Source organism: Mesorhizobium sp. 131-3-5 (genome assembly GCF_016756575.1).
Classification (GTDB): domain Bacteria; phylum Pseudomonadota; class Alphaproteobacteria; order Rhizobiales; family Rhizobiaceae; genus Mesorhizobium; species Mesorhizobium jarvisii.
Genome location: NZ_AP023254.1, coordinates 1557982 through 1581019 on the forward strand (window position 1 = coordinate 1557982; position 23038 = coordinate 1581019).

Consider the following 23038-nt stretch of genomic DNA (forward strand, 5'->3'; position numbering starts at 1 on the left):
GAGGACTTGCTGACCTTCCGCGCCGGCTATGGCCTGCTTCTCGTTCCACCGGATACCTATCCCGTCCAGAAGGACCGTCAATGTCGCGCGCGGGGAGACGGTAAGGCTGCTGCTGCGGCAGGACCGGCCGGGGTCGAGGATGTATCACTGCCACATCCTCGAGCATGAGCAGCTCGGCATGATGGGCGTCGTCGACGTGCAGGCATAGTCCGGCGTGGCGGCGCTCTATGGCGCACTGTTCCTCAGCGCCTTCCTCGCCGCAACCGTCCTGCCGGTTTCGTCGGAGGCTGTGCTCGCTGGCATGATCGTCTCCGGCCGCGGTGACCCTTGGCTGCTCCTTACCGTCGCCACGATCGGCAACACGCTCGGCTCCGTGGTGAACTGGGTTCTGGGGCGTGGCATTGACGGGCTGCGCAACAGGCGCTGGTTTCCAGTCACCGCCGATCGCTATGAGCAGGCATGCCGAACGTTCCGGCGCTTTGGCGAATGGACGCTGTTGTTTGCCTGGCTGCCGGTCGTCGGAGATGCTCTTACCCTTGCCGCGGGCGCCGCACGCGTGAACCTCGGCGTGTTCGTCGCTCTTGTCGCGACCGGCAAGGCTGCACGCTATGCGGTGATCGTCGCGGGAGGGTTGTGGGCGACGGCGTGAGTCATCGTCCGCATTGTCGACCGCGAGCGGCATGCTTATTCGCGTGAGGCCGTTTCCGGCCGGCCGAAGACCATGCTTCGCATGACGCCATCGCGCAACAGCCCCAAATGCACCATGGCAGCCAGGACGTGAACGCCGATAAGTCCAAGCATTATCCAGACCAGCTTCTGATGCACGAAGGCGAAACTCCTTGCCGACAGCGCCCCTACGGAGGGCGCCAGCGGCACGGGCAAGGTTCCGAAAAGCCGTGCAGGGGGAATGAAAGGCATTGGCCGATAGCCTAGCCATCCCGTTATCAGGACGGCGAGGATCGTGACATAGAGAAGCACGTGGAAGAAAGCCGTCGCAAACCGCAGGAATCGTGAGGTTGGCCTGACGGGGGCCTGCGTGAAGCTTCGCCAGCAAAGCCTGAGGACGACGATGGTCAGGATCGTCACGCCGATCGACATGTGAAGCGGCAGCCAGTTCATCATCGTCATGCCCGGCCCCCGCATCGGCCCGAAGGCAATGGCGATTTGCGCCGCGAGCGCCGCCACGGTCAACCAATGCAGCAGACGAATGCCGAAATGCCAATGCAAGCGAGGTTTCCCGCTCACCTTCGCGGCCCGACGTTTTTCAAGGGTGCGCATGAGGGCGTGATGTCTTCGTCCTCTTCAACGGACCTGATTGCGCAAAGAGGTACAATGCTTCTTCGCCAAGCGCTTGAAAATGCATGGTGATCCCGACAGGAATCGAACCTGTGACCTACAGATTAGGAATCTGCCGCTCTATCCTACTGAGCTACGGGACCACGCGGCCCGACACATAGCCGCTTCGGACCGTTTCGCCAAGAGGCCGGCCGCATGCAATCGGCCGACCTTCTGGGCAATGAGCTTCAGGCGGCCAGGGCGGTTTCCGCCAGCTTCACCCAGTAGCTCATGCCGTGCGGGATGGCCTCGTCGTTGAAATCATAGGCCGGGTTGTGAAGACCGGCAGTGTCGCCATTGCCGATGAAGATGAAGGCGCCGGGGCGGGCTTCCAGCATGTAGGAGAAATCCTCGCCGCCCATCACCGGCTGGATGCCGCGGTGGACCTGGGCGTCTCCGGCGACATTGGCCGCGATATCGCTAGCAAACATCGTCTCTTCGGCGTGATTGAAGGTCACGGGGTAATTTGCCTGGTAGTCGACCTCGATCCTGGCGCCGAAGGCGGTCGCCAGGCCGTCGCAGATGGTGCGGATGCGCTCTTCGGATTTCTTGGCGATCTCCTTGCGCAAGGTGCGAACGGTGCCGGCGATCTCGGCCGATTCCGGGATGATGTTGTAGGCGTCGCCGGCATGGAACTTGGTCACCGACACCACCACGGCCTCGACCGGATCGGTGCTGCGCGAGGCGATCGTCTGCAGCGCGCCGACCAGCTGGCTGGTGATGACGATCGGATCAATCGTGCCGTGCGGCATCGCGGCGTGACCGCCCCTGCCTTTCACGGTGATGGTGAATTCGGCCGTCGCCGCCATGATCGGGCCCGGACGGATGGCGAACTGGCCGACGGGCAAGCCCGGCATGTTATGCATGCCGAACACTTTGGAGATGTCGAAGCGCTCCATCATGCCGTCCTTGACCATCTCGTTGCCGCCGCCGCCGCCTTCCTCCGCCGGCTGGAAGATCACCGCCACGGAGCCGGCGAAATTGCGCGTCTCGGCAAGGTATTTGGCGGCACCCAAAAGCATCGCGGTGTGACCGTCGTGGCCGCAGGCGTGCATCTTGCCGGGAAAGGTCGAGGCGTAGGGCTTGCCAGTGATTTCATTGAGCGGCAGCGCATCCATGTCGGCGCGCAGGCCGATGGTGGCGCCTTCGCCCTGGCGGCCGCGGATGACGCCGACGACGCCGGTCTTGCCGAGGCCGGTGACCACATCATCGCAACCGAACTCCTTTAGCTTCTCGGTGACGAAAGCCGCCGTCTTGAAGACATCGAAGTTCAGCTCCGGCGTCTGGTGCAGATGCCGGCGCCAGCCGGCGACTTCGTCCTGCATTTCAGCGGCGCGGTTCAGGATTGGCATGATGGTTCCATTCGTTGTTGGTGCAGCCGGCTTCAGCCTGTGTTTTGCAATTGTACCCGGGGTTTTGCAATTGTGCGCGGGGTTTTGGAATTGTGATTGTCAGGCACTTTGCCATGTTGGCGTCACATAGGGTAAATAGCACCGCACCGATGCGGTCCGTTTTTGAGGGTCGGACTCATTGTGCTGGCGGTCGCGTAACGAAATCTTACGGAGCCAGGGGCAATCAGGGCAAGAGGCGATTTCGGATTAGATCATGCGGCACAGGCATTTCCTCAAACTATTCTCGGCTGGCGCAATCATGCTGTCGGTCCTGGCCGGGCCGGCGCTGGCCAATCCGGTGGTTGTCTTCGATTTGAAGAACGGCCAGATCCTGCAGCACCAGGATGCCTTCAAACGCTGGTATCCGGCCTCGCTCAGCAAGCTGATGACCGCCTATGTGACCTTCCGGGCGATCGCGGCCGGCGAGGTCCAGCTCGATTCACCGATCAAGGTGACCAAGCACTCCGCCGGTGAGCCGCCAAGCAAGATGGGTTTCAAGCCGGGCTCGGTGATGCGGCTCGACAATGCGCTGAAGATGATGCTGGTCAAATCGGCCAATGACATCGCCATGGCTGTCGGCGAGAATGTCGGCGGCTCGCAGGCCGCCTTCGCCGAAAGGATGAATGCCGAAGCGGCTCGGCTCGGCATGAACGGCACCCATTTCGTCAATCCGAACGGCCTCTACTCGCCAGACCAGTACACGACGGCGCGCGACCTTTCGGTCCTGGTGATGGCGATCCGCCGCGAGTTCCCGCAATATGCGCCGTGGTTCTCGATCGAAGGCCTTGCGGTTGGCAAGAAGGCCATTCCGAACTACAATCTCCTGATCGGCCGTTACCCCGGCGCCGATGGCATGAAGACGGGCTTCGTCTGCCCTTCCGGCTTCAACATGATCGGTTCGGCGACGCGCAACGGCCGCACGCTGGTCGCGGTCGTGCTTGGCGAGAAGTCGGCGGTCAGTCGTGCCGAGACCGCGGCAAAACTGCTCGACCAGGGGTTTGACACGCCCACGGCCGGTTCGGCCACCGTCGCGACGCTGGCGCCCTATGGCGACACGGTCTCGCCCAACGACATGCAAGACGAGGTCTGCAAGAAGAAGAAGACGTCGGAGGAGCAGTCCGAGACGCCGCCCGCGGTTGCCGCCAAGGACGCGCCGAAATCGCCCTATCAGGAAAAGCTCGACCATGTGCCGACGCTGGTTGCCGTCGGCCTCGGCGGCGCCACCGGTCCGGCGCCGAAGGCGATGCTCGACCAGGGCGGCCAGGAATATGCCGACGTGCCGATCCCGAGCTGGCGGCCCGATCGGCCGGTGCCGACCGGCGGCGGTCCGGCCGTTGCTGGTTCCGCCGCACAGGGCGACCAGCCGGTCAAGGTCGCGAACTAGAGCATGATCCCGAACCGAAGGTCCGCGTCAGCGAAACTTGGAATCCGGTTTTCGGAAAAGATCATGCTCAAACAAAGAGACAGATTCCGATGAATGGGTTACCGATCCCCGTCTCGGTGCTGACCGGCTTCCTCGGCGCCGGCAAGACGACGCTGCTCAACCGGCTGCTGAAGGATCCGGCGCTGGCCGACACGGCGGTCATCATCAACGAGTATGGCGAGGTGGCGATCGACCATTTGCTGGTCGAGCAGGCCTCCGACGGCATCATCCAGCTTTCCGACGGCTGCCTGTGCTGCACCGTGCGCGGCGAACTGGTCGACACGCTGGCCGATTTGGTCGACCGGCTGCAGACCGGCCGTATCGCCCGGCTTGCCCGCGTCATCGTCGAGACCACGGGGCTGGCCGACCCGGCGCCGGTGCTGCAGTCGATCATGGCGCATCCGGCGCTCGTCCAGGCTTTCCGGCTCGACGGCGTCATCACGCTGGTCGACGCGGTCAATGGCAATGCCACGCTCGACGCCCATGTCGAGGCGGTCAAGCAGGTCGCCGTCGCCGATCGCATCGTGCTGAGCAAGGTCGACCTGGTGACCGATGCCGGCGATCTCGACACGCTGCGGGCGCGCCTGCGGCAGATCAATCCGGGCGCCGAACTGCTTGATGCCGGTCATTCAACAACCGGCGTGGCGGCGCTGTTTGATTGCGGCCTCTACAATCCCGCCACCAAATCAGCCGATGTGCGCCGCTGGCTGGGCGAGGAAGCGGCGCACGACCATGCTCACGACCATCACCATGACGATCATGCCCACGGGCATGACCACGATCACAGTCATGATCATGGCCATAGCCACGATTCGCGCGTGCGCTCCTATTCGCTCGTCCATGACGGTCCGGTGCCGTTTTCAGCGATAGAAATGTTCCTCGACCTGTTGCGTTCGACGCATGGCGAGAAGCTGCTGCGCATGAAGGGCGTGATCGAACTCAGCGAAGATCCGTCACGTCCGCTGGTCATCCACGGCGTGCAGAAGATCCTGCATCCGCCGGCGAGGCTGCCGGCGTGGCCGGACGGCCAGCGCGGCACGCGGCTGGTGCTGATCACGCTCGACATGCCGGAAGACTATGTGCGCAGGCTGTTCGCCGCCTTCACCAACCGGCCGTCGATCGACACACCCGACCGCGCGGCACTGGAAAACAATCCGCTGGCGATCGCCGGAAGATAGCGTTTTGCATCGAAATTCAGACGGTCTCGCCGCGCTCGACCAGGAACCGATGGCCGCCTGATACCGCCGCTGTTTCAATCAGCTGGTGGCCGGCATCCGAGCAAAAGGCGGGAATATCGATGACGGCGAGCGGATCGGTGGTCTCGAGCCAGAGCCGGCTGCCCGGCTGCATTCCCGCGAGGCGTTTCTTCGCCTTGAGCACGGGAAGCGGGCAGTTCAGCCCTTTCAGGTCGTAGACAGCGGTATCCTCGGCCAAGACCAGGCTCAGCCGCCGAACATGCCGAGCAGCTTGTTCTTCAGCTTGGTCACCCGGCTTTCATCGGCGCTCGCTGCCTGCGTTTCGGCTTCCGGCGCGGCCTCCGTCGGGGCGGCTATGGTGGCGGTGGCGACCGGGGCTTCCTTGGCGGCCTTTGCCGCTTCCTTTGCCGCCACGGCTTGCGCCTTGGCCGCTTCCTTTTCGGCCAGCGCCTGCGCCTTTGCGGCCTCCTTGGCCTGCTTGGCGGCCTCTATCGCGGCCAGCCTCTGCTCCTCGGCCTTCTGCTTGGCGGCTTTCTCGGCGTCCAGTGCCGCCATCTTGCGGCCGGCGGGCGAATCGATGCGGCCCATGCGCGCCGTTTCGCTCACCGTGCCGTCATTGTTGAGCGAAGGCGGATCGATCGGCACGCGCTCGCCGCGCGCCCGGCGCTTCGACCAGTCGGAGACGATGCTAGCTTCCTTGATGCCGGCGATGGTCGGCTTCGGCGGAGGCACGCTTGCCTTGAGCGCGCTGTTGAAGGCCGCGTCATAGGTGCTCTGATAAGCGTTGTAGGCGCTCTTCAGCGAATCCGGCTGCGTGGTTGCCGGGCATGGTCCGGTCGGATCGAATGTCTGGCCATCGGCGGCGACCTGGTTGAAGACGTAGCGCTTCTCGCAGACATCGACCTTCGGCGGCACCTTGGTGACCTCGAAATTGTCGTAGCCGACCTTCAGCATCTTCCAGAACTCGTAGTTCGGGTCGTTGCGGTAGCGCGCCATGTTGGCGGCGGTCATACGGAATGGGAAGGCCTGGACCTGGAACTCGGTCTGGCCGCCCTGGAAAGCGTCGCGGCCGAAGGCATAGATCTGCTCGATCTGCGCGTCGGTCATCGAATAGCAGCCCGAGGACGAACAGGCGCCATGCACCATCAGGTTTTGGCCGGTGCGCCCATTGGCGCGGTCATAGGCGTTGGGAAAGCCGATGTTGAAGGACAGATGGTAGTTGGAGCGCGGATTCATCTGCGACGGGCGGACCGTGTAGAACCCTTCAGGCGCCTGGCGGTCGCCTTCGGTGTATTTGGGGCCGAGCTTGCCCGACCATTTGCAGATGTCGTAGCTCGCCACCATGTCGTAGCGGCCGTTGGTCTTGGCTTTCCAGATCTCGAGCTTGCCCTCTTCCTTGAAGATGCGCGCCATCACCGAGGAGGTGCGCACCATGCCCTTGGCCCTCATGTCGGCAAGGATCTTGTCCGGCAGCGGCTTGTTGGCTTCCGGGGCAAAGTCCTTCATCGACGAATCATTGCAGCCGGCGATGGCTATCGAGGCGGCGAGGACTCCGGTGCGGGCGAGCTTGGCAAACATGGATACGGCTATGTCTTTTCCCTCGGGCCAATGGCTGCGAACTGCCGAGCCCGTATGCTGAACACCGACGGACCGTAAGCCCGTTAACCTTGAAAATTCCTTACCGCAAGCTTCGACCAACCCCTCACGGCAATTTCATTGACCCGGATCCGGCGGCATTTTTGTGGCGAAATTGCACATTGCCGCCACATTGCCGCGCGCGCGGGGCTTCCGATGGCCTTGTCCGCCGGCAGATGCCGTCAGAGACTGCGGCCCATCGCCAGATATTTCTCGCGGCGCTGTTCGCGGAAATCGGTGTTGGCGCCGGCAAATTCCTTCATCGTCTTGGCAATGAGGTCGCCGGTCGCGGCAATCACCGTTTCGGGCGCGCGCTGGGCGCCGCCCATCGGCTCGGGGATGATGGCGTCGATGATCTTCAGTTCCAGAAGATCCTGCGCGGTGATCTTCATGTTGGTCGCCGCGTCCTTGGAGCGCGTGGTGTCGCGCCACAGGATCGAGGCCGCCCCTTCCGGCGAAATCACCGAATAAATGGCGTGTTCGAGCATGTAGACGCGGTTGGCGGTGGCGATCGCGATGGCGCCGCCCGAACCGCCTTCGCCGATGACCACCGAGATCGACGGCACTTTTAGTGCAAGGCAGGCCGAGGTCGAGCGGGCGATGGCTTCGGCCTGGCCACGCTCCTCGGCGCCGACGCCGGGATAGGCGCCTGCTGTGTCGACCAGCGTCAACAGCGGGATCTTGAAGCGGTCGGCCAGTTCCATCAGCCGCACCGCCTTGCGGTATCCTTCCGGACGCACCGAACCAAAATTGTGCCTCAGGCGGCTGGTCGTGTCCGAGCCCTTTTCCTGGCCGATGATCGCGACAGGTTCGCCGCGGAAACGGGCAAAACCGCCGACGATCGCCTGGTCCTCGCCGAAATTGCGGTCGCCGGCGAGCGGCGTGAAGTCGCTGAACAGGCCCTTGATGTAGTCGACGCAGTGCGGCCTGTCGGAATGGCGGGCAACCTGCACCTTCTGCCAGGGCGTCAGCGCCTTGTAGAGATCGCGCAGCGCGTCGCGCGAACGCTTCTCCAGCCGGGTGATCTCATCGGCGACATCGACCGCTTCGCCATTCTCGGCAAGCTTCTTGAGCTCGAGGATCTTGAGCTCGAGATCCTGCACCGGCTTTTCGAAATCGAGATAATTATACATGCTTGGGCGGACCGATACGTCGGAAGGCAAGGACTGCGGAACCCTTGAAACCAAGGCTCCCGGCGGTGAAATGTCGTCCTCACATAGCGATATGAGGCCTAGTCGGCAAGCGGATGATGATCGTTGACCAGCCGCACCAGCCGCTCCTCCAGCACATGGGTGTAAATCTGTGTCGTCGATATGTCGGCATGGCCGAGCAACTGCTGCACCGCCCTGAGATCGGCGCCGTTCTGCAGGAGATGGCTGGCGAAAGCATGGCGCAGCACATGCGGCGATATCTTGGCCGAGGCGATGCCGGCCCGCGCCGCCAGCCCTTTCAGGTCGCGGGCAAAGACCTGGCGCGAGAGATAGCCGCTGTCGGACGCCGCCGGAAACAGGAACGGGCTGTCGGCGAAAGCGGGCACTCCGGCCCGGGCGGCAAGCCAGGCGCGCATCGCCACCCGCGCCTTGGCCGAGAGCGGCACCATGCGTTCCTTGTCACCCTTGCCGCGTACCATAAAGAAACGGTCGTCGCGCTGCGCAACCGTCACAGGCAGGCCGACCAGCTCGGAAACGCGCAGGCCGGTGGCGTAGAGCACCTCGACCAACGCGTGCAGGCGTAGCGCGGCCAGCCTGTCACTGTAGCCGAGCCCGGCGTCGCCGGCTTCCACCGCGGCGCGGTCGATCAGCCGGCCGGTTTCGGCCTCGCTCATCGTCTTGGGCAGCGGACGGCCTTTTTTCGGGCTGTCCAGTGTGCCGGTCGGGTCATCGGTGCGCAGGCCCTCGGCGTAGAGGAATTTGAAGAACTGGCGGATCGCCGACAGTTTGCGCGCCTGCGAGGTCGGCGCGAAGCCGCGAGCTGCGATGTCGTCGAGATAGGCACGGATATCGGCGGCGGCTGCACCGGCAAGCCCGCCATCGATCCCGCTCGAAGCGTCTTCGAGGTCACGTCGGTAGGAGGACAGCGTGTTTTCGGCGGCGCCGCGCTCGGCGCTCATCATTTCCAGGAAGGCCTCGATGCGGGCGGCGCTGTTCATCCTCGGGGATCAGTTTTCTTCGGGGTCAGTTTTTCTTGGGATTCAGCTTTTCCGGCGGGATGCGCACGCTCATCTCGGCTTTTTTGGGCTCGACGAACATCACCAACGCGAACATCGTACCATAGGCAATGCCGGCCAGAATCGCGAGGATCACGACAAAGCGAAACAGTGTCGGCATCAATTTTCGCCCGTCTTCTTGTTCTGCGTTTCCAAACCCTGTGCCCTTATGGGACGCCTATCCGGCCAATTCAAGGAAGAAGCGGAGGCCTGTCAGCAACTTCTGATGCAGGCATCCTCCGCCCGATATAGGCTTGCCTGTGCTCGGCACGCTTGACGCAAACCGGCTTTTCATGTCGATACGCCGGCAAAGAGGGCCCAAGAAACAGCTGATGAACGCGCACCAGGCAAATCCTCCAGGCGAGAGCCTCGCCGCGCTGCTTGGCCGGCTGGGCAGCCGGTCCATCGTGTTTGTCGGCCTGATGGGCGCCGGCAAGACGGCGATCGGCCGCAAGGTGGCGACGATGCTTTCGCTGCCCTTCATCGACAGCGACCAGGAGATCGAAAGCGTCTCGCGCATGACCGTGCCGGAGCTGTTCGAGCGCTATGGGGAGACCGAGTTCAGGGCCCTGGAGCAGCGTGTCATCCTGCGCGTGCTTGAAAATGGCCCGCAGGTGCTTTCGACCGGCGGCGGCGCCTTCATGAACGCGCAGACGCGCGAAGCCATCGCCGCGCATGGCGTCTCGGTGTGGCTAAAGGCGGAACTCGATCTTCTGATGGACCGGGTTTCGAAGAAGCAGAACCGGCCGCTGTTGAAAAGCGCCGATCCCCGCGCCGTGCTGGAGCGGCTGATGGGCGAGCGCTATCCGGTCTACGCGACATCAGATGTCACCGTGCCGACCCGCGACGACCGCAAGGAGGTTATCGCCGCCGAGGTGCTGGACGCGCTGTGCCGGCATTTCGGCATCGATGAAATTGCAGCGACGGGCGAGATCGAATCGTGAGCGTGGACCAGCCAGTCACCGTCGAAGTCGGCCTTGGCGACCGGGCCTACGACATATTGATCGGCTCCGGCCTTTTGTCGCGCGCCGGCGAGGAGATTTCACGCCGGCTACCGGGTACGCGCGCGGCTGTCGTTACCGACGAGAATGTCGCCGCCGCGCATCTCGATACGCTGAAGGCAGGGCTCGAGAAGGGTGGCATCCAGCCCACCGTCATCACGATGCCGCCGGGCGAGAAGACCAAGAGCTTTGCCCATCTCGAAGAGGTGGTTGATGGGATTCTGGCCGCAAGGCTGGAGCGTGGCGACGTCGTCGTCGCGCTGGGCGGCGGCGTCATCGGCGATCTCACCGGTTTTGCCGCCGGCATCGTGCGGCGCGGCATGAATTTTGTGCAGGTCCCGACCTCGCTGCTGGCGCAGGTCGATTCCTCGGTCGGCGGCAAGACCGGCATCAACAGCCCGCGCGGCAAGAACCTTGTCGGCATCTTCCTGCAGCCCAGGCTGGTGCTGGCCGACACCGGAGTGCTCGACACGCTGCCGATCCGCGAATTCCGCGCTGGCTACGCCGAACTCGCCAAATACGGGCTGATCGACCGGCCGGAACTTTTCGCCTGGCTGGAAGTGAACTGGCAGAAGGTGTTCGCCGGCGGGCCGGAGCGGGCGCAGGCGATTGCCGAAGCCTGTCGCGCCAAGGCTGATGTCGTCGCGCGCGACGAGTTCGAGACCGGCGACCGGGCACTCCTCAATCTCGGCCACACATTCGGCCACGCACTCGAAGCGGCCACGCAGTATGACGGTGCCCGGCTCGTCCATGGCGAGGGGGTCGCGATCGGCATGGCGCTGGCGCATCGCTTCTCCTCGCGGCTCAATCTGGCAAGCCCCGACGACGCGGCACGCGTCGAAACGCATCTGCGCGCCGTCGGCCTGCCGTGGCGGATGTCCGATATTCCGGGCGAATTGCCGGATGCCGAGGCACTGCTTTCCTTCATCACCCAGGACAAGAAGGTGTCGCGCGGCGCGCTGACCTTCATCCTGACGCGCGGGATCGGCCAGGCTTTTATCGCCAAGGACGTTCCGGCTTCCGAAGTGCTGTCGTTCCTAAGGGAAAACCATCCAGCCAGCCGGAAAGCCGGCTGAAATGGATAATGGCTGGATCGTCGTCGCCGTTCTTGCCATCCTCATCCTGCTGGTCGTTGCCGTGCGCACGCGCCTGCTTGCCATGTTCGGCTATGAGCTGTCGCGCATCGAGCCGCAACGCTCGAGCCAGGACGAGCTGCGCGGCGCGGTCGACGATTTCCGCCGCGACGGCCAGGTGGTGCGCGAGGACCGCGACCGCATCGGCGGCCTGTTCGATCTCGAAGAGCTCGAAGTCTCCGATATCATGGTCCACCGCACCAATATGCGCTCGGTCAATGCCGATAATGCACCGGAAGCGGTGGTGCGCGAGATCCTGCAGAGCCCGCACACCCGCATGCCGCTGTGGAAGGGCTCGCTCGACAACATTGTCGGCGTGCTGCATGCCAAGGATCTGCTGCGCGCACTGAACGAAGTCGGTAACGACTTTTCCAAGATCGACGTGATGAAGATCGCCTCAAAACCCTGGTTCGTGCCCGACACCACGACCTTGCAGGAACAGCTCAACGCCTTCCTGCGCCGTAAGGCGCATTTCGCCGTCGTCGTCGACGAATATGGCGAGGTCGAAGGGCTGGTGACGCTGGAGGACATCATCGAGGAGATCGTCGGCGAGATCGCCGACGAGCACGATGTCGACATCCAGGGCGTCAAGCAGGAGGCCGACGGCTCCGTCGTCGTCGACGGCAATGTACCGATCCGCGACCTGAACCGGGCGCTCGACTGGAACCTGCCGGACGAGGAAGCGACGACGATTGCCGGCCTCGTCATCCACGAGGCGCAGTCAATCCCCGAGGAGAAGCAGGCTTTCACCTTCCACGGCAAGCGCTTCATCGTCATGAAGCGGGACAAGAACCGCATTGCCAGGTTGAGGATCAGGCCGGCGGGCGACGCCTAAAGCGTCGCGTTTTGAACGCATTCCTGCGACGGACTTTAGGTCCTTGTTTTGGGCATGTCGTTGCCCCTCACCGAGGCCGCTTTTGGGCGATATGCATTAGAGCGGGTCGGTTTGCGCCAGGCGTTTGAATCCCGGCAGAGCGGCCAGCACCTCGACGAGATGGTGCGTCGGCACAAATGATGCGGGCTCGTCGAAAGGAAAGTGCCATTCGCAAGCGCCGCGAAACGATGCACTGCCGCGAAAGGCGATGCCGTCCATTCCAATCTTGGTCGGATGCATGTCCCTTATGGTGATCAGTTTCGTTCTCGTTTCGAGCTTTTGCCTGAATTCATCCATGAGGGCTTCTCCGTCGGGGCTGTGGAGCGCCTCGTTGAGTCTGCCGCGCGCTGCAGCGGCGGCATCAAAGCCCTTGTCCTTGTTCCACAGGTTCAGCGCTCTTTGCACCTCCGTTGCAATCCAGGAGATCGTCCTGTTCGATATGCGCTCTTTGTCCACTTTGGCTGGTGCCGCCAGACCCAATTCACCTTCAACAAAGTCACCGACAATTCCACGCTTGTGTTGCAGAGCGGTATTGAAATTTCGAATCGAGATGCGCTCTGGCCCGAACAGATTGCTGAGGACATCGACAAACTGAAGGGCGCCGCTCAGCGGTGTGTTCGGTGCGAAGCCCAGAGTTTCTTTGAGAAACGCGTCGAACGAGCCGATATGCCCCCAGCGAACTTTCGACGCCCAACAGGAATATATAAAACCGATGCCGTTGCGGACGTAGAGTATGAATCGGTCGATCGAGCCAAGAAAGGATTTCATCTTGATAAGTTCGGCCAGGTCGAAAGTATTGAAGATCTCAGAAGAAATCAGACGGATGGGGTTTGTGGTTGAAAATGGATAACTGAAATTCTCTGCCTTTAGGGAACGAGCTTGGAGCATGCTCGAATAACGTTCGCGCTCGGGGGTAAAAAGGTCGTTTGGGCCGGGAGATATACGATGCGTGCTGAGCCAGCACGCCAGCCGGTGATGCCCAGTCAGGCTCCCTGTGCCATCGGGTTCATAGAAGACGTTCTGTGCCGCCAGCCACTCGCGACGAGCTGCCAGGAACTCCTGGATCGATGTGGTTCCGGTCTTGTGAAAGCCAGCATGGACGATCGTCGTTGTCATTTATAGCTTTGGAGCTTTCTTGCCGGCGCGCCTTGGACTTTGTGGGCAGGCAAGTCGTCGGACTTACAGTCCCTATCGATTCATATCCACAACGATCTGTAAATCCGGCCCGTATCACAATCGATTTATCAATGCAGGATGACGGCACCTCGGCTGGACCTTAACCTCAACACCAGGGAACGTCCCGGCACGTTACCGATCTTTCACTGGAACTTCGCGGCGTCCCTGTGCATTTTGCGCCGGGCGGTCAGGAGAAGATGATGGTCGATCGGCGAACCCTGCTTCTGGCTTCGATGGCGGCTTTTGTGCCGGCCACGACGTTTGCGCGCCAATCCTCACCATCTCCCAAAACCTTCGACTACGGACCGGCCAAGCTCGACATCTATGCGCCCGATGGCGCAAGCGGGTTGCCCGTGGTCTTCTTCGTCCATGGCGGGGCTTGGGAGTTCGGCAAGCGCAGCCAGGTGGGCGCCAAGCCGGCCTTCCTGCTCGCCAACGGCTTCTGCTTCGTCTCGATCGACTATCGCATGTTGCCCGAGGCCGATGTCGCCACCCAGGCCAATGACGTGGAAAAGGCCTATGCCTATGTCATGGCCAACGTCGCCGGGCATGGCGGCGACCCCAAGCGCATTGTCGGCATGGGCCATTCGGCCGGTTGCCATCTGATCGCGCTGACCGGCATGCGCGGCGGGCTGCCCGGTGTCGCCGGTCTTCTGCTCGACGATACCAGGGCCTATGATCTTGCAGCGCTCGAGAAGAACGGCGGCATGGAGCGGGCCTATGCGCGGGTCTTTTCCGACCCTTCGCAGTGGGCGGCACTTTCGCCCGCCAGCTATGTCGATGGCCGCAAGCATCCGCCGACCTTCATCGCATACTCGGGGGCGTCGGGCCGTGGCGAGGAGTCGAAAGCCTTCGCCGAGCGCTTGCGCGCCACGGGCACCGAGGTCACGCTGTTCGACGGCAGCGCCTATACGCATATGTCGATCAACCGCGATTTCGGCAGGGGTGGCGACGCGTTGACCGCTGCCGCGCTGACGTTTCTGAAATCGACCGTCGGCTGATCGCGGTCCAGTTCGCTCGCCACTACTGCAGCTGGATCATGCCAAAAGCGGCGGCGGGATATTGCCGTGCGGACATCCCTAGGTGCAATTGGTTCTCATGACCTGGAGAAAAATTGCATGAATGGCGCCGATGCCCTGTGCGACGTGCTGCTGGCCAATGATGTGACGGTCTGCTTCGCCAATCCCGGCACCTCCGAAATGCATTTCGTTGCCGCGCTCGACCGCAAGCCCGAGATGCGCTGCGTGCTCGGTCTGTTCGAAGGCGTGGTGACGGGTGCGGCCGACGGCTATGCGCGCATGACCGACCGCCCGGCCGCGACTTTGCTGCATACCGGTCCGGGCCTGGCCAATGGACTGGCCAACATGCACAACGCCCGGCGTGCGTTCAGCCCGATGATCAACATCGTCGGCGACCACGCCTCTTATCATCTGCCGCTCGACGCGCCGCTCACCAGCGACATCGAAGGCCTTGCGGCGCCGATGTCCAACTGGGTTCGCCGCATCGCCGGGCCGGCCGATGTCCAGCCGGCCACGGAGGCGGCCTTCCGCGCCTCGCTGACCCCGCCGGGCGTCACCACGCTGATCCTGCCGGCTGATGCGGCCTGGGGCGATGCTGCCCCGGCCTCGCCGGGCAAGGTCGTCCTTTCGCCGCCGCCGGCCGTCGATAGGGACGCTGTGCGCGCGACCGCCGAGGCGATCCGTGCGGCTCCGGGCCGTGTCGGGATGATCGTTCGCGGGCGAGCGGCGCGCGCCGATGCGCTCGAGATCGCCGGCCAGATCTCGACGGCCTGCGATGTGCGCCTGTTCAGCGAGGTCCTGATCGCGCGCATGCAACGCGGGCGCGGGCGCGTCGCGCCGACGCGCATCCCCTATCCGATCGATGCGGCGACGGCGCTGCTGGCGGATATCGACGTACTGGTGCTGGTCGGCGGCAAGGAGCCGGTTGCCTTCTTCGCCTATCCGGGAAAACCGGGACGGCTGGTGCGCGACGACTGCCAGGTGCGGACGCTTGCTGCTCATGGCGATGATCTGCATGCGGCGCTGGAAGCACTTCGCGACGAACTCGGCGTCAAACCATCGCAACAGGTTGACTTCGCAACCGATTTTCCCGATGAGGCTGCGCCGAGCGGCGCGCTGACGGAAGATGCCATCGCGCTGTCGGTGGCGCGCAAGCTGCCGGACAATGCGATCGTCTGCGACGAGGCGGTCACCTCGGCCAGGCGCTTCTTCGCGCTGTCGGCCTTTGCCGCGCCGCACGACTACATGATGGGCACGGGCGGATCGATCGGCGGCGGCATCCCGATGGCGACTGGAGCGGCCATCGCCTGTCCAGACCGCAAGGTAATCAATCTGGAGGCCGATGGCAGCGGCATGTACACGGTGCAGGGCCTGTGGACGCAGGCGCGGGAAAATCTCGACGTGGTGACGATCGTGTTTTCCAACCGCACCTACGCGATCCTGCATGGCGAGATGAAGAATGTCGGCGTCAACGCGATCGGCGAGAACGCCAGGCGCATGCTCGACCTCGACCATCCCGCGCTGGACTGGGTGTCGCTGGCCAAGGGCATGGGCGTGGAGGCGGCGCGCGCCGACACCTGCGAGCGCTTCGACGCGCTGCTGGACAGTGCCCTGTCTCGGCGCGGGCCGTTCCTGATCGAAGCGGTGATCTGACCGCGCCGGAGGGCCACGGCGGACTGATCTACCAGCGGGTCTTTTCGCCGGGCGCCGCCGGTTCGATCGCCAGAGCATGGACGCCGGCCTTCAGTTCGTCGGCAAGCAGTTCGTTGACGGCGCGGTGGCGGTCGATGCGGCTCATGCCGGCAAAGGCGGACGACACGACGCGGACGCGAAAATGCGTCTCGCCGGTGCCGTCATAAGCGCCATGATGGTCCGAGCCGTGGTGATGGTGGCCCGCGTGGAGATGGCTCTCGTTGATGATGACCAGCCGCTCCGGCGAAAATGCCTTATTGAGCTTGTCTTCCATGGTCGCCTGTATGGACATTGCAGTCTCCGTTCACCACATATGGCTGGCGCGCTAGCCCCGGGGGCCGCTATTGCGCAACTAAATCCGCCATTCGCCCGCTTTATGCCGCGATTCAGCGGTTAGGGCGATGATCGCGAAAATGTCAATTCTTGTTTCGCATTTGCGAACGCCCCATAAATGGGTGAGATGAAGCCGTATCCCAAATATTTCGAGAAGATTCGCATCCGCCCTGAAAAGGATGCGGAGCTGAAGTCGCACTCGCCGATCTGCCAGTGGGATGGCTGCAAGGAGCCGGGCACCCATCGCGCGCCGGTCGGGCGCATGAAGGAGGGTGAGTATTTCCGCTTCTGCTTCGACCATGTGCGCGAGTACAACAAGGGCTTCAACTACTTCTCCGGCGTGCCGGACACCGAGGTCGCGCGCTTCCAGAAGGAAGCCATGACCGGCCACCGGCCGACCTGGAAGATGGGCGTCAATGGCGCCTCGACACGTTCGTCGCCCGATATGGCGCAGATGCGCTCCGGCCGCGCCGGCTATTACAACCGCATGCGCGACCCGTTCGACCTGTTCAAAGGGCCGAAGGATCCGCGCGAGGCGCGCGAGCGCAAGGCCAAGCCGCTTGAGGCCAAGGCGCTGGAAACGCTTGGCCTTGATACAAAGGCGACTGGCAAGGATATCAAGGCGCGCTATAAGGAACTGGTGAAACGTCACCATCCGGATGCGAATGGTGGCGACAGAGGTTCGGAAGACCGGTTCCGCGATGTGCTGCAGGCCTATCGCGTGCTCAAACAGGCGGGCCTGTGCTGAGCGACCCTACGGTTTGTGTCGCTTTCCAACTTTCATAAGGTTGGAAAAGGCTCTAAGACCGCCCCCGAACAAAATCGATTGCCGGCGAAACGGGACGTTTCGCCCGTGGAGACGTTGAGAGATATGAACAAGGTCGATCGCGACATCGCCAACCTGCCCGACACGACGGTGTCGGTGAAGGACAAATTCGGCTTCGACTCCAAGATGGTGGTGCCGGCCTATTCGGTGACATCGGAACATGTGCCTGACGTCGATCCGGACTATCTGTTCGACAAGGCAACGACGCTGGCGATCCTGGCGGGCTTTGCCTACAACCGCCGCGTCATGGTGTCGGGCTATCACGGCACCGGCAAGTCGACGCATATCGAACAGGTCGCCGCCCGTCTCAATTGGCCCTGCGTGCGCGTCAATCTCGACAGCCATGTCAGCCGTATCGACCTCGTCGGCAAAGACGCGATCGTCGTCAAGGACGGGCTGCAGATCACCGAATTCCGCGACGGCATCCTGCCCTGGGCCTACCAGCACAATGTCGCGCTCTGCTTCGACGAATACGATGCCGGCCGTCCGGACGTGATGTTCGTCATCCAGCGCGTGCTGGAATCGTCGGGCCGGCTGACGCTGCTCGACCAGAGCCGGGTCATCCGTCCGCATCCGGCGTTCCGGCTGTTCTCGACCGCCAACACGGTCGGCCTCGGCGACACGACCGGCCTCTACCACGGCACGCAGCAGATCAACCAGGCGCAGATGGACCGCTGGTCGATCGTCACCACGCTGAACTATCTGCCGCACGACAATGAAGTGAACATCGTGTTGGCCAAGGCCAAGCACTATCGCGACAACAAGGGCAAGGACATCGTCAACAAGATGGTGCGCGTCGCCGACATGACGCGTTCGGCCTTCATCAATGGCGATCTGTCGACCGTGATGAGCCCGCGTACCGTCATCACCTGGGCCGAAAATGCCGAGATCTTCGGCAATATCGGCATGGCGTTCCGGCTGACCTTCCTCAACAAATGCGACGAGCTGGAGCGTTCGGTGGTGGCCGAATTCTACCAGCGCGCCTTTGGCGAGGATCTGCCCGAGAGCGCCGCCAACGTGGTGCTGGGCTAAGCAGAGCCTCGATGGCGGGTCCGGGCGACAACACGCGCAACAAGTCGAAGACGGGGTCTGAAGCCGACAGCTTCAAGCGCGCCGTCACCGTCTGCATGCGCGCCATTGCCGGCGACAAGGACATGGAAGTCGGCTTCGCCAAGGACAGGCCGGCGCTCGCCGGCAGCCGGGCGCGCTTGCCCGAACTGCCGAAGAAGGCCTCCAAGACCGATATTGCGATTACTCGCGGCCTCGGCGATTCCATGGCGCTGAAGCGCGCCTGCCATGATGCGCGCATCCACACCAAGCTGGCGCCGGAAGGCAAGGCGGCGCGCGCCATCTATGACGCGGTCGAGCAGGCCCGCGTCGAGGCGATCGGTAGCCGCGCCATGCAGGGCGTCGCCGACAATATCGGCTCGATGCTGGAGGACAAATACGCCAAGGCCAATCTTGTCGACGTCAAGGACAAGGCCGACGCGCCGATCGAGGAAGCGCTGGCGCTGATGGTGCGCGAGAAGCTGACCGGCCGGGCGGTCCCCAAGAGCGGCGAGCGGCTGGTCGAGCTCTGGCGGCCCTGGGTCGAGGAAAAGGCCAAGGCCGATCTCGACGGCCTGTCGGCCAAGCTTGACGACCAGCAGGCCTTTGCCCGCGTCGTGCGCGAAATGCTCGCCTCCATGGAGATGGCCGAGGAACTCGGCGACGACCAGGAGACGGAAGATTCCGAGGACAATGACGACAACCAGCCGCAAGGCGAGGAGCAGAGCGAGGAGGGCGGGGAAGAGGATTCCGGCTCCGAGCAGTCGCAGTCCGAGGACGCCGAGGCTTCGGCCGATGACGAGCAGTCGTCCGAAACGGAGGCGTCCGACGCCACCGCCGACGATCTGTCCGATGACGACGACGCCGATGCCGAGACGCCCGGCGAGGCTCGCCGCAACGACAATCCCTTCACCAATCTGCCGAAGGAAATCGACTACAAGGTCTTCACCACTGCTTTCGACGAGACGGTCGGTGCCGAAGAGCTGTGCGAGGAGGAAGAACTCGACCGGCTGCGCGCCTTCCTCGACAAGCAACTGGCCAATCTGTCGGGCGTGGTCGGGCGATTGGCCAACCGGCTGCAGCGCCGGCTGATGGCGCAGCAGAACCGGTCCTGGGATTTCGACCTGGAAGAGGGTTACCTCGACCCGGCGCGGCTGGTGCGCGTCGTCATTGACCCGATGCAGCCGCTGTCCTTCAAGCAGGAACGCGACACCAAATTCCGCGACACGGTGGTGACGCTGGTGCTCGACAATTCGGGCTCGATGCGCGGCCGGCCGATCACGGTCGCCGCCACCTGCGCCGACATCCTCGCACGCACGCTGGAGCGCTGCGGCGTCTCGGTCGAGATCCTCGGCTTCACCACGCGGGCCTGGAAAGGCGGGCAAGCGCGCGAAAAATGGCTGAAGGACGGCAAGCCGCCGAGCCCCGGCCGGCTCAACGATTTGCGCCACATCATCTACAAATCCGCCGACCACCCGTGGCGGCGGGCACGGCGCAATCTCGGCCTGATGATGCGCGAAGGCCTGCTCAAGGAGAACATCGACGGCGAGGCGCTGCTGTGGGCGCACAACCGCCTGATCGCCCGGCCCGAACAGCGCAAGATCCTGATGATGATTTCGGATGGCGCGCCGGTCGACGATTCAACGCTTTCGGTCAATCCGGGCAATTATCTCGAACGCCATTTGCGCGCCGTCATCGAGCTGATCGAGACTCGCTCGCCGGTGGAACTGCTGGCCATCGGCATCGGCCATGACGTCACGCGCTATTACAGGCGCGCCGTCACCATCGTCGATGCCGAGGAACTGGCCGGCGCCATGACCGAGCAACTGGCCTCGCTGTTTGCCGAGGAAAGCGCACGCGACACGCGGCGCGGCGGCATGCGGCGCGCCGGATGATCTTTTCGCGCGGGGGGGTTCGGCAAACGCTCTTCGCCGCCATCGCCCTGTACGCCGGCGTGGCGTCCGCGCCAGCTCGTTCGGCCGGCTCGGCGCCGGTTTATCCCATCGAGGTTTCGTCCCGCCCGATCACCGAATTCCGCATTGGCCGGACCGACACGCAGTTCGGTTCGCTCGAATTCGTCGGCGGGCTGGAAATGACCTCGAAATCGCGCGATTTCGGCGCGCTGTCGGCCTTCCGCTTTCTGAAAGCGGGCAGCGATTTCATCGGCGTGGCCGACACCGGCTACTGGTTCTTCGGCACGGTGGCCCGCGACGCCGACAGGCGGCCGGTGGGCATCCAGAACTTCCGCATGCAGCAGATGGTCGACCAGAGCGGCCAGCCGATCGACGAGAAATGGGAGGTCGATGCCGAAGGACTCGCGGTCAAGGATGGCATCGCCACGGTCGGTTTCGAACGCAATCACCGCGTTGCCCAGTTCAGGATCGACCCGGAGAATATGAAGGCGCCGTACCGGCAGCTGGATTTCCTGGTGCCGGCGCGCGAGCTGCGCCAGAATCGCGGCTTCGAGACCGTCACCCATGCCAATGCCAACGGCCAGCATCAGGGCGGTCTGGTCGTGGTGTCGGAGAAAAGCCTCGACAAATCAGGCAACATCTATGCCGCCATCATCGAAGGGCCGCACAAGGGCGTCTTCACCGTCAAGCGTAACGGCGATTTCGACATCACCGACGGCGCCTTCCTGCCGGACGGCGACCTTTTGCTGCTGGAGCGCAGTTTCACCATGGCGGGCGGGCTCAAGATGCGGCTGCGGCGCATCTACGGCGAGAGTGTCGAGAAGGGCGCCGTCGCCGACGGGCCGGTGCTGCTGGACGCCGACATGGGCTACCAGATCGACAATATGGAAGGGCTCGACGTCTGGACGCGCGACGACGGCGCGGTGATGGTGTCGCTGATCTCCGACGACAACCACTCGATCCTGCAGCGCAACCTCTATTTGGAATTCGTCCTGCACCAGGATTGAGTGACGCTTCAGCCGCGAACCCAACGGCGGGTTCGATCTGGTCGGGCGCCTCCCCCACTCCGTCTCGGCTTCGCCGAGCCACCTCTCCCTCCTCTGGAGGGAGAGGTGGGGAGCCAGCCTGTGCACGCTCGCGCCTCTCCTCTACCCCGTCGATCGGGGGAGAGGTGGCGCTGCGAAGCAGCGACGGAGTGTGGGTCGACCCATCCCTCGATCTACGTTCGCCAAAATACTTTAGTCAAGACTTGACAATTGTCGCCTCCGCCACAATACTCAAGTCCATGCTTAACTATTCCGAGATCGACAGCATCCTCCGCGCTCTTGTCGAGCCAACGCGTCGCCAGATCCTGGAACGGTTGAGCCGCGGACCGGCCACCGTCAGCCAACTGGCGGAGCCTTTCGGCATGACCTTCGCCGCCGTCTTGCAGCATCTGCAGGTGCTGGAGGCCTGCGGGCTGATCCGCAGCGAAAAGATCGGGCGGGTGCGAACCTGCCGGATCGAACCGGGCGGGCTCGCTCCGCTCGCCGACTGGATCACCGAACGCCGCATACCGGCGGAACGCCACCTCGACCGACTTGGTGAGATTCTGGCCGAGACTGACCAACCATCCCCGAAAGTTCAAGATCAGGAAAAGGACGAGCAGACATGAACCAGATCGCCCCTGTGAAAGACGAGCATTCCGTCATCCATTCCACATTCACCATCGAGCGCACGTACCCGCAATCGCCAGATCGCGTCTTCCATGCCTTCGCCGATAAGGCGACGGTGCGGCGTTGGCGGGTCGACGGCGATGGTTTTGCCGTCGCCGAATTCAGCTTCGATTTCCGTGTCGGCGGTGGCGAGGTTTCACGCTTCAGCTATGGCGGCGGCCCGGAGATCAGGCTCGACGCGCAGTTCCAGGACATCGTTCCCGATCAGCGCATCGTGTTTTCCTACCGGATGGCAATCGGGCCGCAGCCAATGTCGGCATCGCTGACCACGGTTGAGCTGACACAATCGGGTGATGGCACAAGGCTGACCTATACCGAGCAGGGCGCCTTCTTCGATGGTGTCGATTCCGCCAAAGGGCGGGAGGAGGGGACGCGCGGGCTGCTGGAGGCGCTTGCCGCGGAACTCCAGAGGTCAAAAGCCTAACACTGCCCGACGACGGCTTCGGTCAGACGCCGTTGGTGGCGATCCAGATGACATGGCGCGCGCCGCGCTTGCCGTTGGCGCGCGTGTTGACCTCCTCGACGGCGAAGCCCGCCTGTTTCAGCCGCCGCGTGAAGCCGCTGTCCGGCCCTTGCGACCACACCGCCAGCACGCCGCCCGGCTTAAGGGCGGTGCGTGCGGCGCCGAGGCCCGCGAGGCTGTAGAGAGCGTCATTGCCCTTGTGGACGATGCCTTCGGGGCCGTTGTCGACGTCGAGCAGGATGGCGTCCCAGGCCGCGGACCCAGACCGGATCAATTGCCCGACATCGGTCTCCTGGATGGCGACGCGGGGGTCGTCGAGACAGCCGCCAAACACCTCCGCCATCGGGCCGCGTGCCCAGGCGACGACCGCCGGCACCAGTTCCGCAACAACGATGCCGGCATCCTTGCCGAGTTCGGCCAGAGCGGCGCGCAGCGTGAATCCCATGCCGAGGCCGCCGATCAGGATCCTCGGCTGGCGATGGCCCGCAATCCTTTGGCAGGACAGTTTCGCCAGCGCTTGCTCGGAGCCGCTGAGGCGGCTGTTCATCAGCTCGTTGGTGCCGAGCATGATCGAGAATTCGCTGCCGCGCCGCTTGAGGCGAAGTTCCTGGGCGCCATCCCCGGTCTTTGCCGAATCGAGATGGACCCAGGGGATCATGG

25 protein-coding genes and 1 tRNA gene are annotated in these 23038 nt (G+C 63.5%); 15 read left to right on the top strand and 11 right to left on the bottom strand.

Annotation, left to right across the window (positions count from 1 at the left end; genetic code table 11):
* Nucleotides 1-28 precede the first annotated feature (28 nt).
* Both JG747_RS37765 and JG747_RS07655 read left to right on the top strand, forming a co-directional pair.
* Nucleotides 29-208 (top strand): multicopper oxidase domain-containing protein, encoded by a 180-nt coding sequence (locus JG747_RS37765; RefSeq protein ID WP_244748346.1) that lies wholly within the window; start codon nucleotides 29-31, stop codon nucleotides 206-208.
* Between the two features lie 6 nt (nucleotides 209-214).
* On the top strand, nucleotides 215-649 hold the full coding sequence (locus JG747_RS07655; protein WP_202361500.1) for a YqaA family protein: 435 nt from the start codon (nucleotides 215-217) through the stop codon (nucleotides 647-649).
* A 35-nt stretch (nucleotides 650-684) separates the two neighbouring features.
* Here JG747_RS07655 and JG747_RS07660 read toward each other — a convergent pair whose 3' ends face one another.
* The 3 genes from JG747_RS07660 to JG747_RS07670 all read right to left on the bottom strand — a co-directional run bounded on the left by JG747_RS07660 (nucleotide 685) and on the right by JG747_RS07670 (nucleotide 2687).
* Nucleotides 685-1227 carry a cytochrome b gene (locus JG747_RS07660; protein WP_244748347.1) on the bottom strand — a complete coding sequence of 181 codons (543 nt, stop codon included), beginning with the start codon at nucleotides 1225-1227 and terminating at the stop codon, nucleotides 685-687.
* 135 nt (nucleotides 1228-1362) lie between these two features.
* Nucleotides 1363-1439: transfer RNA gene (locus JG747_RS07665), tRNA-Arg, on the bottom strand.
* A gap of 84 nt (nucleotides 1440-1523) precedes the next feature.
* Nucleotides 1524-2687: a M20 aminoacylase family protein gene (locus JG747_RS07670; protein ID WP_202361502.1), complete on the bottom strand. Its 1164-nt coding sequence runs from the start codon at nucleotides 2685-2687 to the stop codon at nucleotides 1524-1526.
* 253 nt (nucleotides 2688-2940) lie between these two features.
* Here JG747_RS07670 and JG747_RS07675 point away from each other — a divergent pair, with 253 nt between their 5' ends.
* Entirely contained in the window at nucleotides 2941-4110 is a 1170-nt protein-coding gene (locus JG747_RS07675) for a D-alanyl-D-alanine carboxypeptidase family protein (protein WP_202361503.1), read from the top strand.
* A gap of 89 nt (nucleotides 4111-4199) precedes the next feature.
* Nucleotides 4200-5327 carry a CobW family GTP-binding protein gene (locus JG747_RS07680; protein WP_202361504.1) on the top strand — a complete coding sequence of 376 codons (1128 nt, stop codon included), beginning with the start codon at nucleotides 4200-4202 and terminating at the stop codon, nucleotides 5325-5327.
* A 16-nt stretch (nucleotides 5328-5343) separates the two neighbouring features.
* Here JG747_RS07680 and JG747_RS07685 read toward each other — a convergent pair whose 3' ends face one another.
* The 5 genes from JG747_RS07685 to JG747_RS07705 form a co-directional block, all read right to left on the bottom strand.
* A complete protein-coding gene (locus tag JG747_RS07685) occupies nucleotides 5344-5583 on the bottom strand; it encodes a sulfurtransferase TusA family protein (protein ID WP_019861468.1) in 240 nt (79 codons plus the stop codon).
* A gap of 8 nt (nucleotides 5584-5591) precedes the next feature.
* Complete coding sequence (locus tag JG747_RS07690) at nucleotides 5592-6923, bottom strand: L,D-transpeptidase family protein (protein WP_038649974.1); 1332 nt, start codon at nucleotides 6921-6923, stop codon at nucleotides 5592-5594.
* Nucleotides 6924-7162: 239 nt separating this feature from the next.
* Nucleotides 7163-8113, bottom strand: a complete 951-nt coding sequence (locus tag JG747_RS07695) for an acetyl-CoA carboxylase carboxyltransferase subunit alpha (protein WP_019861465.1) — start codon at nucleotides 8111-8113, stop codon at nucleotides 7163-7165.
* A gap of 98 nt (nucleotides 8114-8211) precedes the next feature.
* A complete protein-coding gene (locus JG747_RS07700) occupies nucleotides 8212-9129 on the bottom strand; it encodes a site-specific tyrosine recombinase XerD (protein ID WP_038649972.1) in 918 nt (305 codons plus the stop codon).
* Nucleotides 9130-9154: 25 nt separating this feature from the next.
* On the bottom strand, nucleotides 9155-9307 hold the full coding sequence (locus JG747_RS07705) for a hypothetical protein (protein ID WP_019861463.1): 153 nt from the start codon (nucleotides 9305-9307) through the stop codon (nucleotides 9155-9157).
* Between the two features lie 211 nt (nucleotides 9308-9518).
* On the opposite strand from JG747_RS07705, the gene JG747_RS07710 reads away from it, so the two are divergent.
* Genes JG747_RS07710 through JG747_RS07720 form a run of 3 tightly spaced genes read left to right on the top strand, consistent with a single transcriptional unit; the run spans nucleotide 9519 to nucleotide 12155 of the window.
* The gene (locus JG747_RS07710) at nucleotides 9519-10130 is read left to right on the top strand and encodes a shikimate kinase (RefSeq protein WP_027047447.1); all 612 of its coding nucleotides are present in this window, start codon (nucleotides 9519-9521) and stop codon (nucleotides 10128-10130) included.
* Nucleotides 10127-11263: a 3-dehydroquinate synthase gene (gene aroB / locus JG747_RS07715; protein ID WP_202361505.1), complete on the top strand. Its 1137-nt coding sequence runs from the start codon at nucleotides 10127-10129 to the stop codon at nucleotides 11261-11263. Before JG747_RS07710 ends, aroB begins: the two co-directional genes overlap by 4 nt.
* Nucleotide 11264: 1 nt before the next feature.
* Complete coding sequence (locus JG747_RS07720) at nucleotides 11265-12155, top strand: HlyC/CorC family transporter (protein WP_019861460.1); 891 nt, start codon at nucleotides 11265-11267, stop codon at nucleotides 12153-12155.
* A 96-nt stretch (nucleotides 12156-12251) separates the two neighbouring features.
* Here the strand turns inward: JG747_RS07720 and JG747_RS07725 are convergent, their stop codons facing one another.
* The gene (locus JG747_RS07725) at nucleotides 12252-13310 is read right to left on the bottom strand and encodes a hypothetical protein (protein ID WP_141700858.1); all 1059 of its coding nucleotides are present in this window, start codon (nucleotides 13308-13310) and stop codon (nucleotides 12252-12254) included.
* Nucleotides 13311-13570: 260 nt separating this feature from the next.
* Here JG747_RS07725 and JG747_RS07730 point away from each other — a divergent pair, with 260 nt between their 5' ends.
* Entirely contained in the window at nucleotides 13571-14371 is an 801-nt protein-coding gene (locus JG747_RS07730; RefSeq protein WP_202361506.1) for an alpha/beta hydrolase, read from the top strand.
* Between the two features lie 117 nt (nucleotides 14372-14488).
* Nucleotides 14489-16042, top strand: a complete 1554-nt coding sequence (locus tag JG747_RS07735; protein ID WP_202361507.1) for an acetolactate synthase large subunit — start codon at nucleotides 14489-14491, stop codon at nucleotides 16040-16042.
* Between the two features lie 28 nt (nucleotides 16043-16070).
* On the opposite strand, the gene JG747_RS07740 is transcribed toward JG747_RS07735, so the two are convergent.
* Nucleotides 16071-16373, bottom strand: a complete 303-nt coding sequence (locus JG747_RS07740; RefSeq protein WP_019861455.1) for a BolA family protein — start codon at nucleotides 16371-16373, stop codon at nucleotides 16071-16073.
* 159 nt (nucleotides 16374-16532) lie between these two features.
* On the opposite strand from JG747_RS07740, the gene JG747_RS07745 reads away from it, so the two are divergent.
* The 6 genes from JG747_RS07745 (at nucleotide 16533) to JG747_RS07770 (ending at nucleotide 22339) form a co-directional block, all read left to right on the top strand.
* Complete coding sequence (locus JG747_RS07745; RefSeq protein ID WP_019861454.1) at nucleotides 16533-17162, top strand: J domain-containing protein; 630 nt, start codon at nucleotides 16533-16535, stop codon at nucleotides 17160-17162.
* Nucleotides 17163-17285: 123 nt separating this feature from the next.
* On the top strand, nucleotides 17286-18272 hold the full coding sequence (cobS, locus tag JG747_RS07750) for a cobaltochelatase subunit CobS (RefSeq protein ID WP_027047444.1): 987 nt from the start codon (nucleotides 17286-17288) through the stop codon (nucleotides 18270-18272).
* Between the two features lie 11 nt (nucleotides 18273-18283).
* Complete coding sequence (gene cobT, locus JG747_RS07755; RefSeq protein ID WP_019861452.1) at nucleotides 18284-20182, top strand: cobaltochelatase subunit CobT; 1899 nt, start codon at nucleotides 18284-18286, stop codon at nucleotides 20180-20182.
* Nucleotides 20179-21207, top strand: a complete 1029-nt coding sequence (locus tag JG747_RS07760) for an esterase-like activity of phytase family protein (RefSeq protein ID WP_202361508.1) — start codon at nucleotides 20179-20181, stop codon at nucleotides 21205-21207. The genes cobT and JG747_RS07760 overlap by 4 nt, the downstream gene beginning before the upstream one ends.
* 278 nt (nucleotides 21208-21485) lie before the next feature.
* On the top strand, nucleotides 21486-21854 hold the full coding sequence (locus tag JG747_RS07765) for an ArsR/SmtB family transcription factor (RefSeq protein WP_019861449.1): 369 nt from the start codon (nucleotides 21486-21488) through the stop codon (nucleotides 21852-21854).
* Nucleotides 21851-22339, top strand: coding sequence for an SRPBCC family protein (locus tag JG747_RS07770; protein ID WP_019861448.1), 489 nt, complete (start codon nucleotides 21851-21853; stop codon nucleotides 22337-22339). Before JG747_RS07765 ends, JG747_RS07770 begins: the two co-directional genes overlap by 4 nt.
* Nucleotides 22340-22361: 22 nt before the next feature.
* Here the strand turns inward: JG747_RS07770 and JG747_RS07775 are convergent, their stop codons facing one another.
* A complete protein-coding gene (locus tag JG747_RS07775; RefSeq protein ID WP_019861447.1) occupies nucleotides 22362-23036 on the bottom strand; it encodes a spermidine synthase in 675 nt (224 codons plus the stop codon).
* Nucleotides 23037-23038 lie beyond the last annotated feature (2 nt).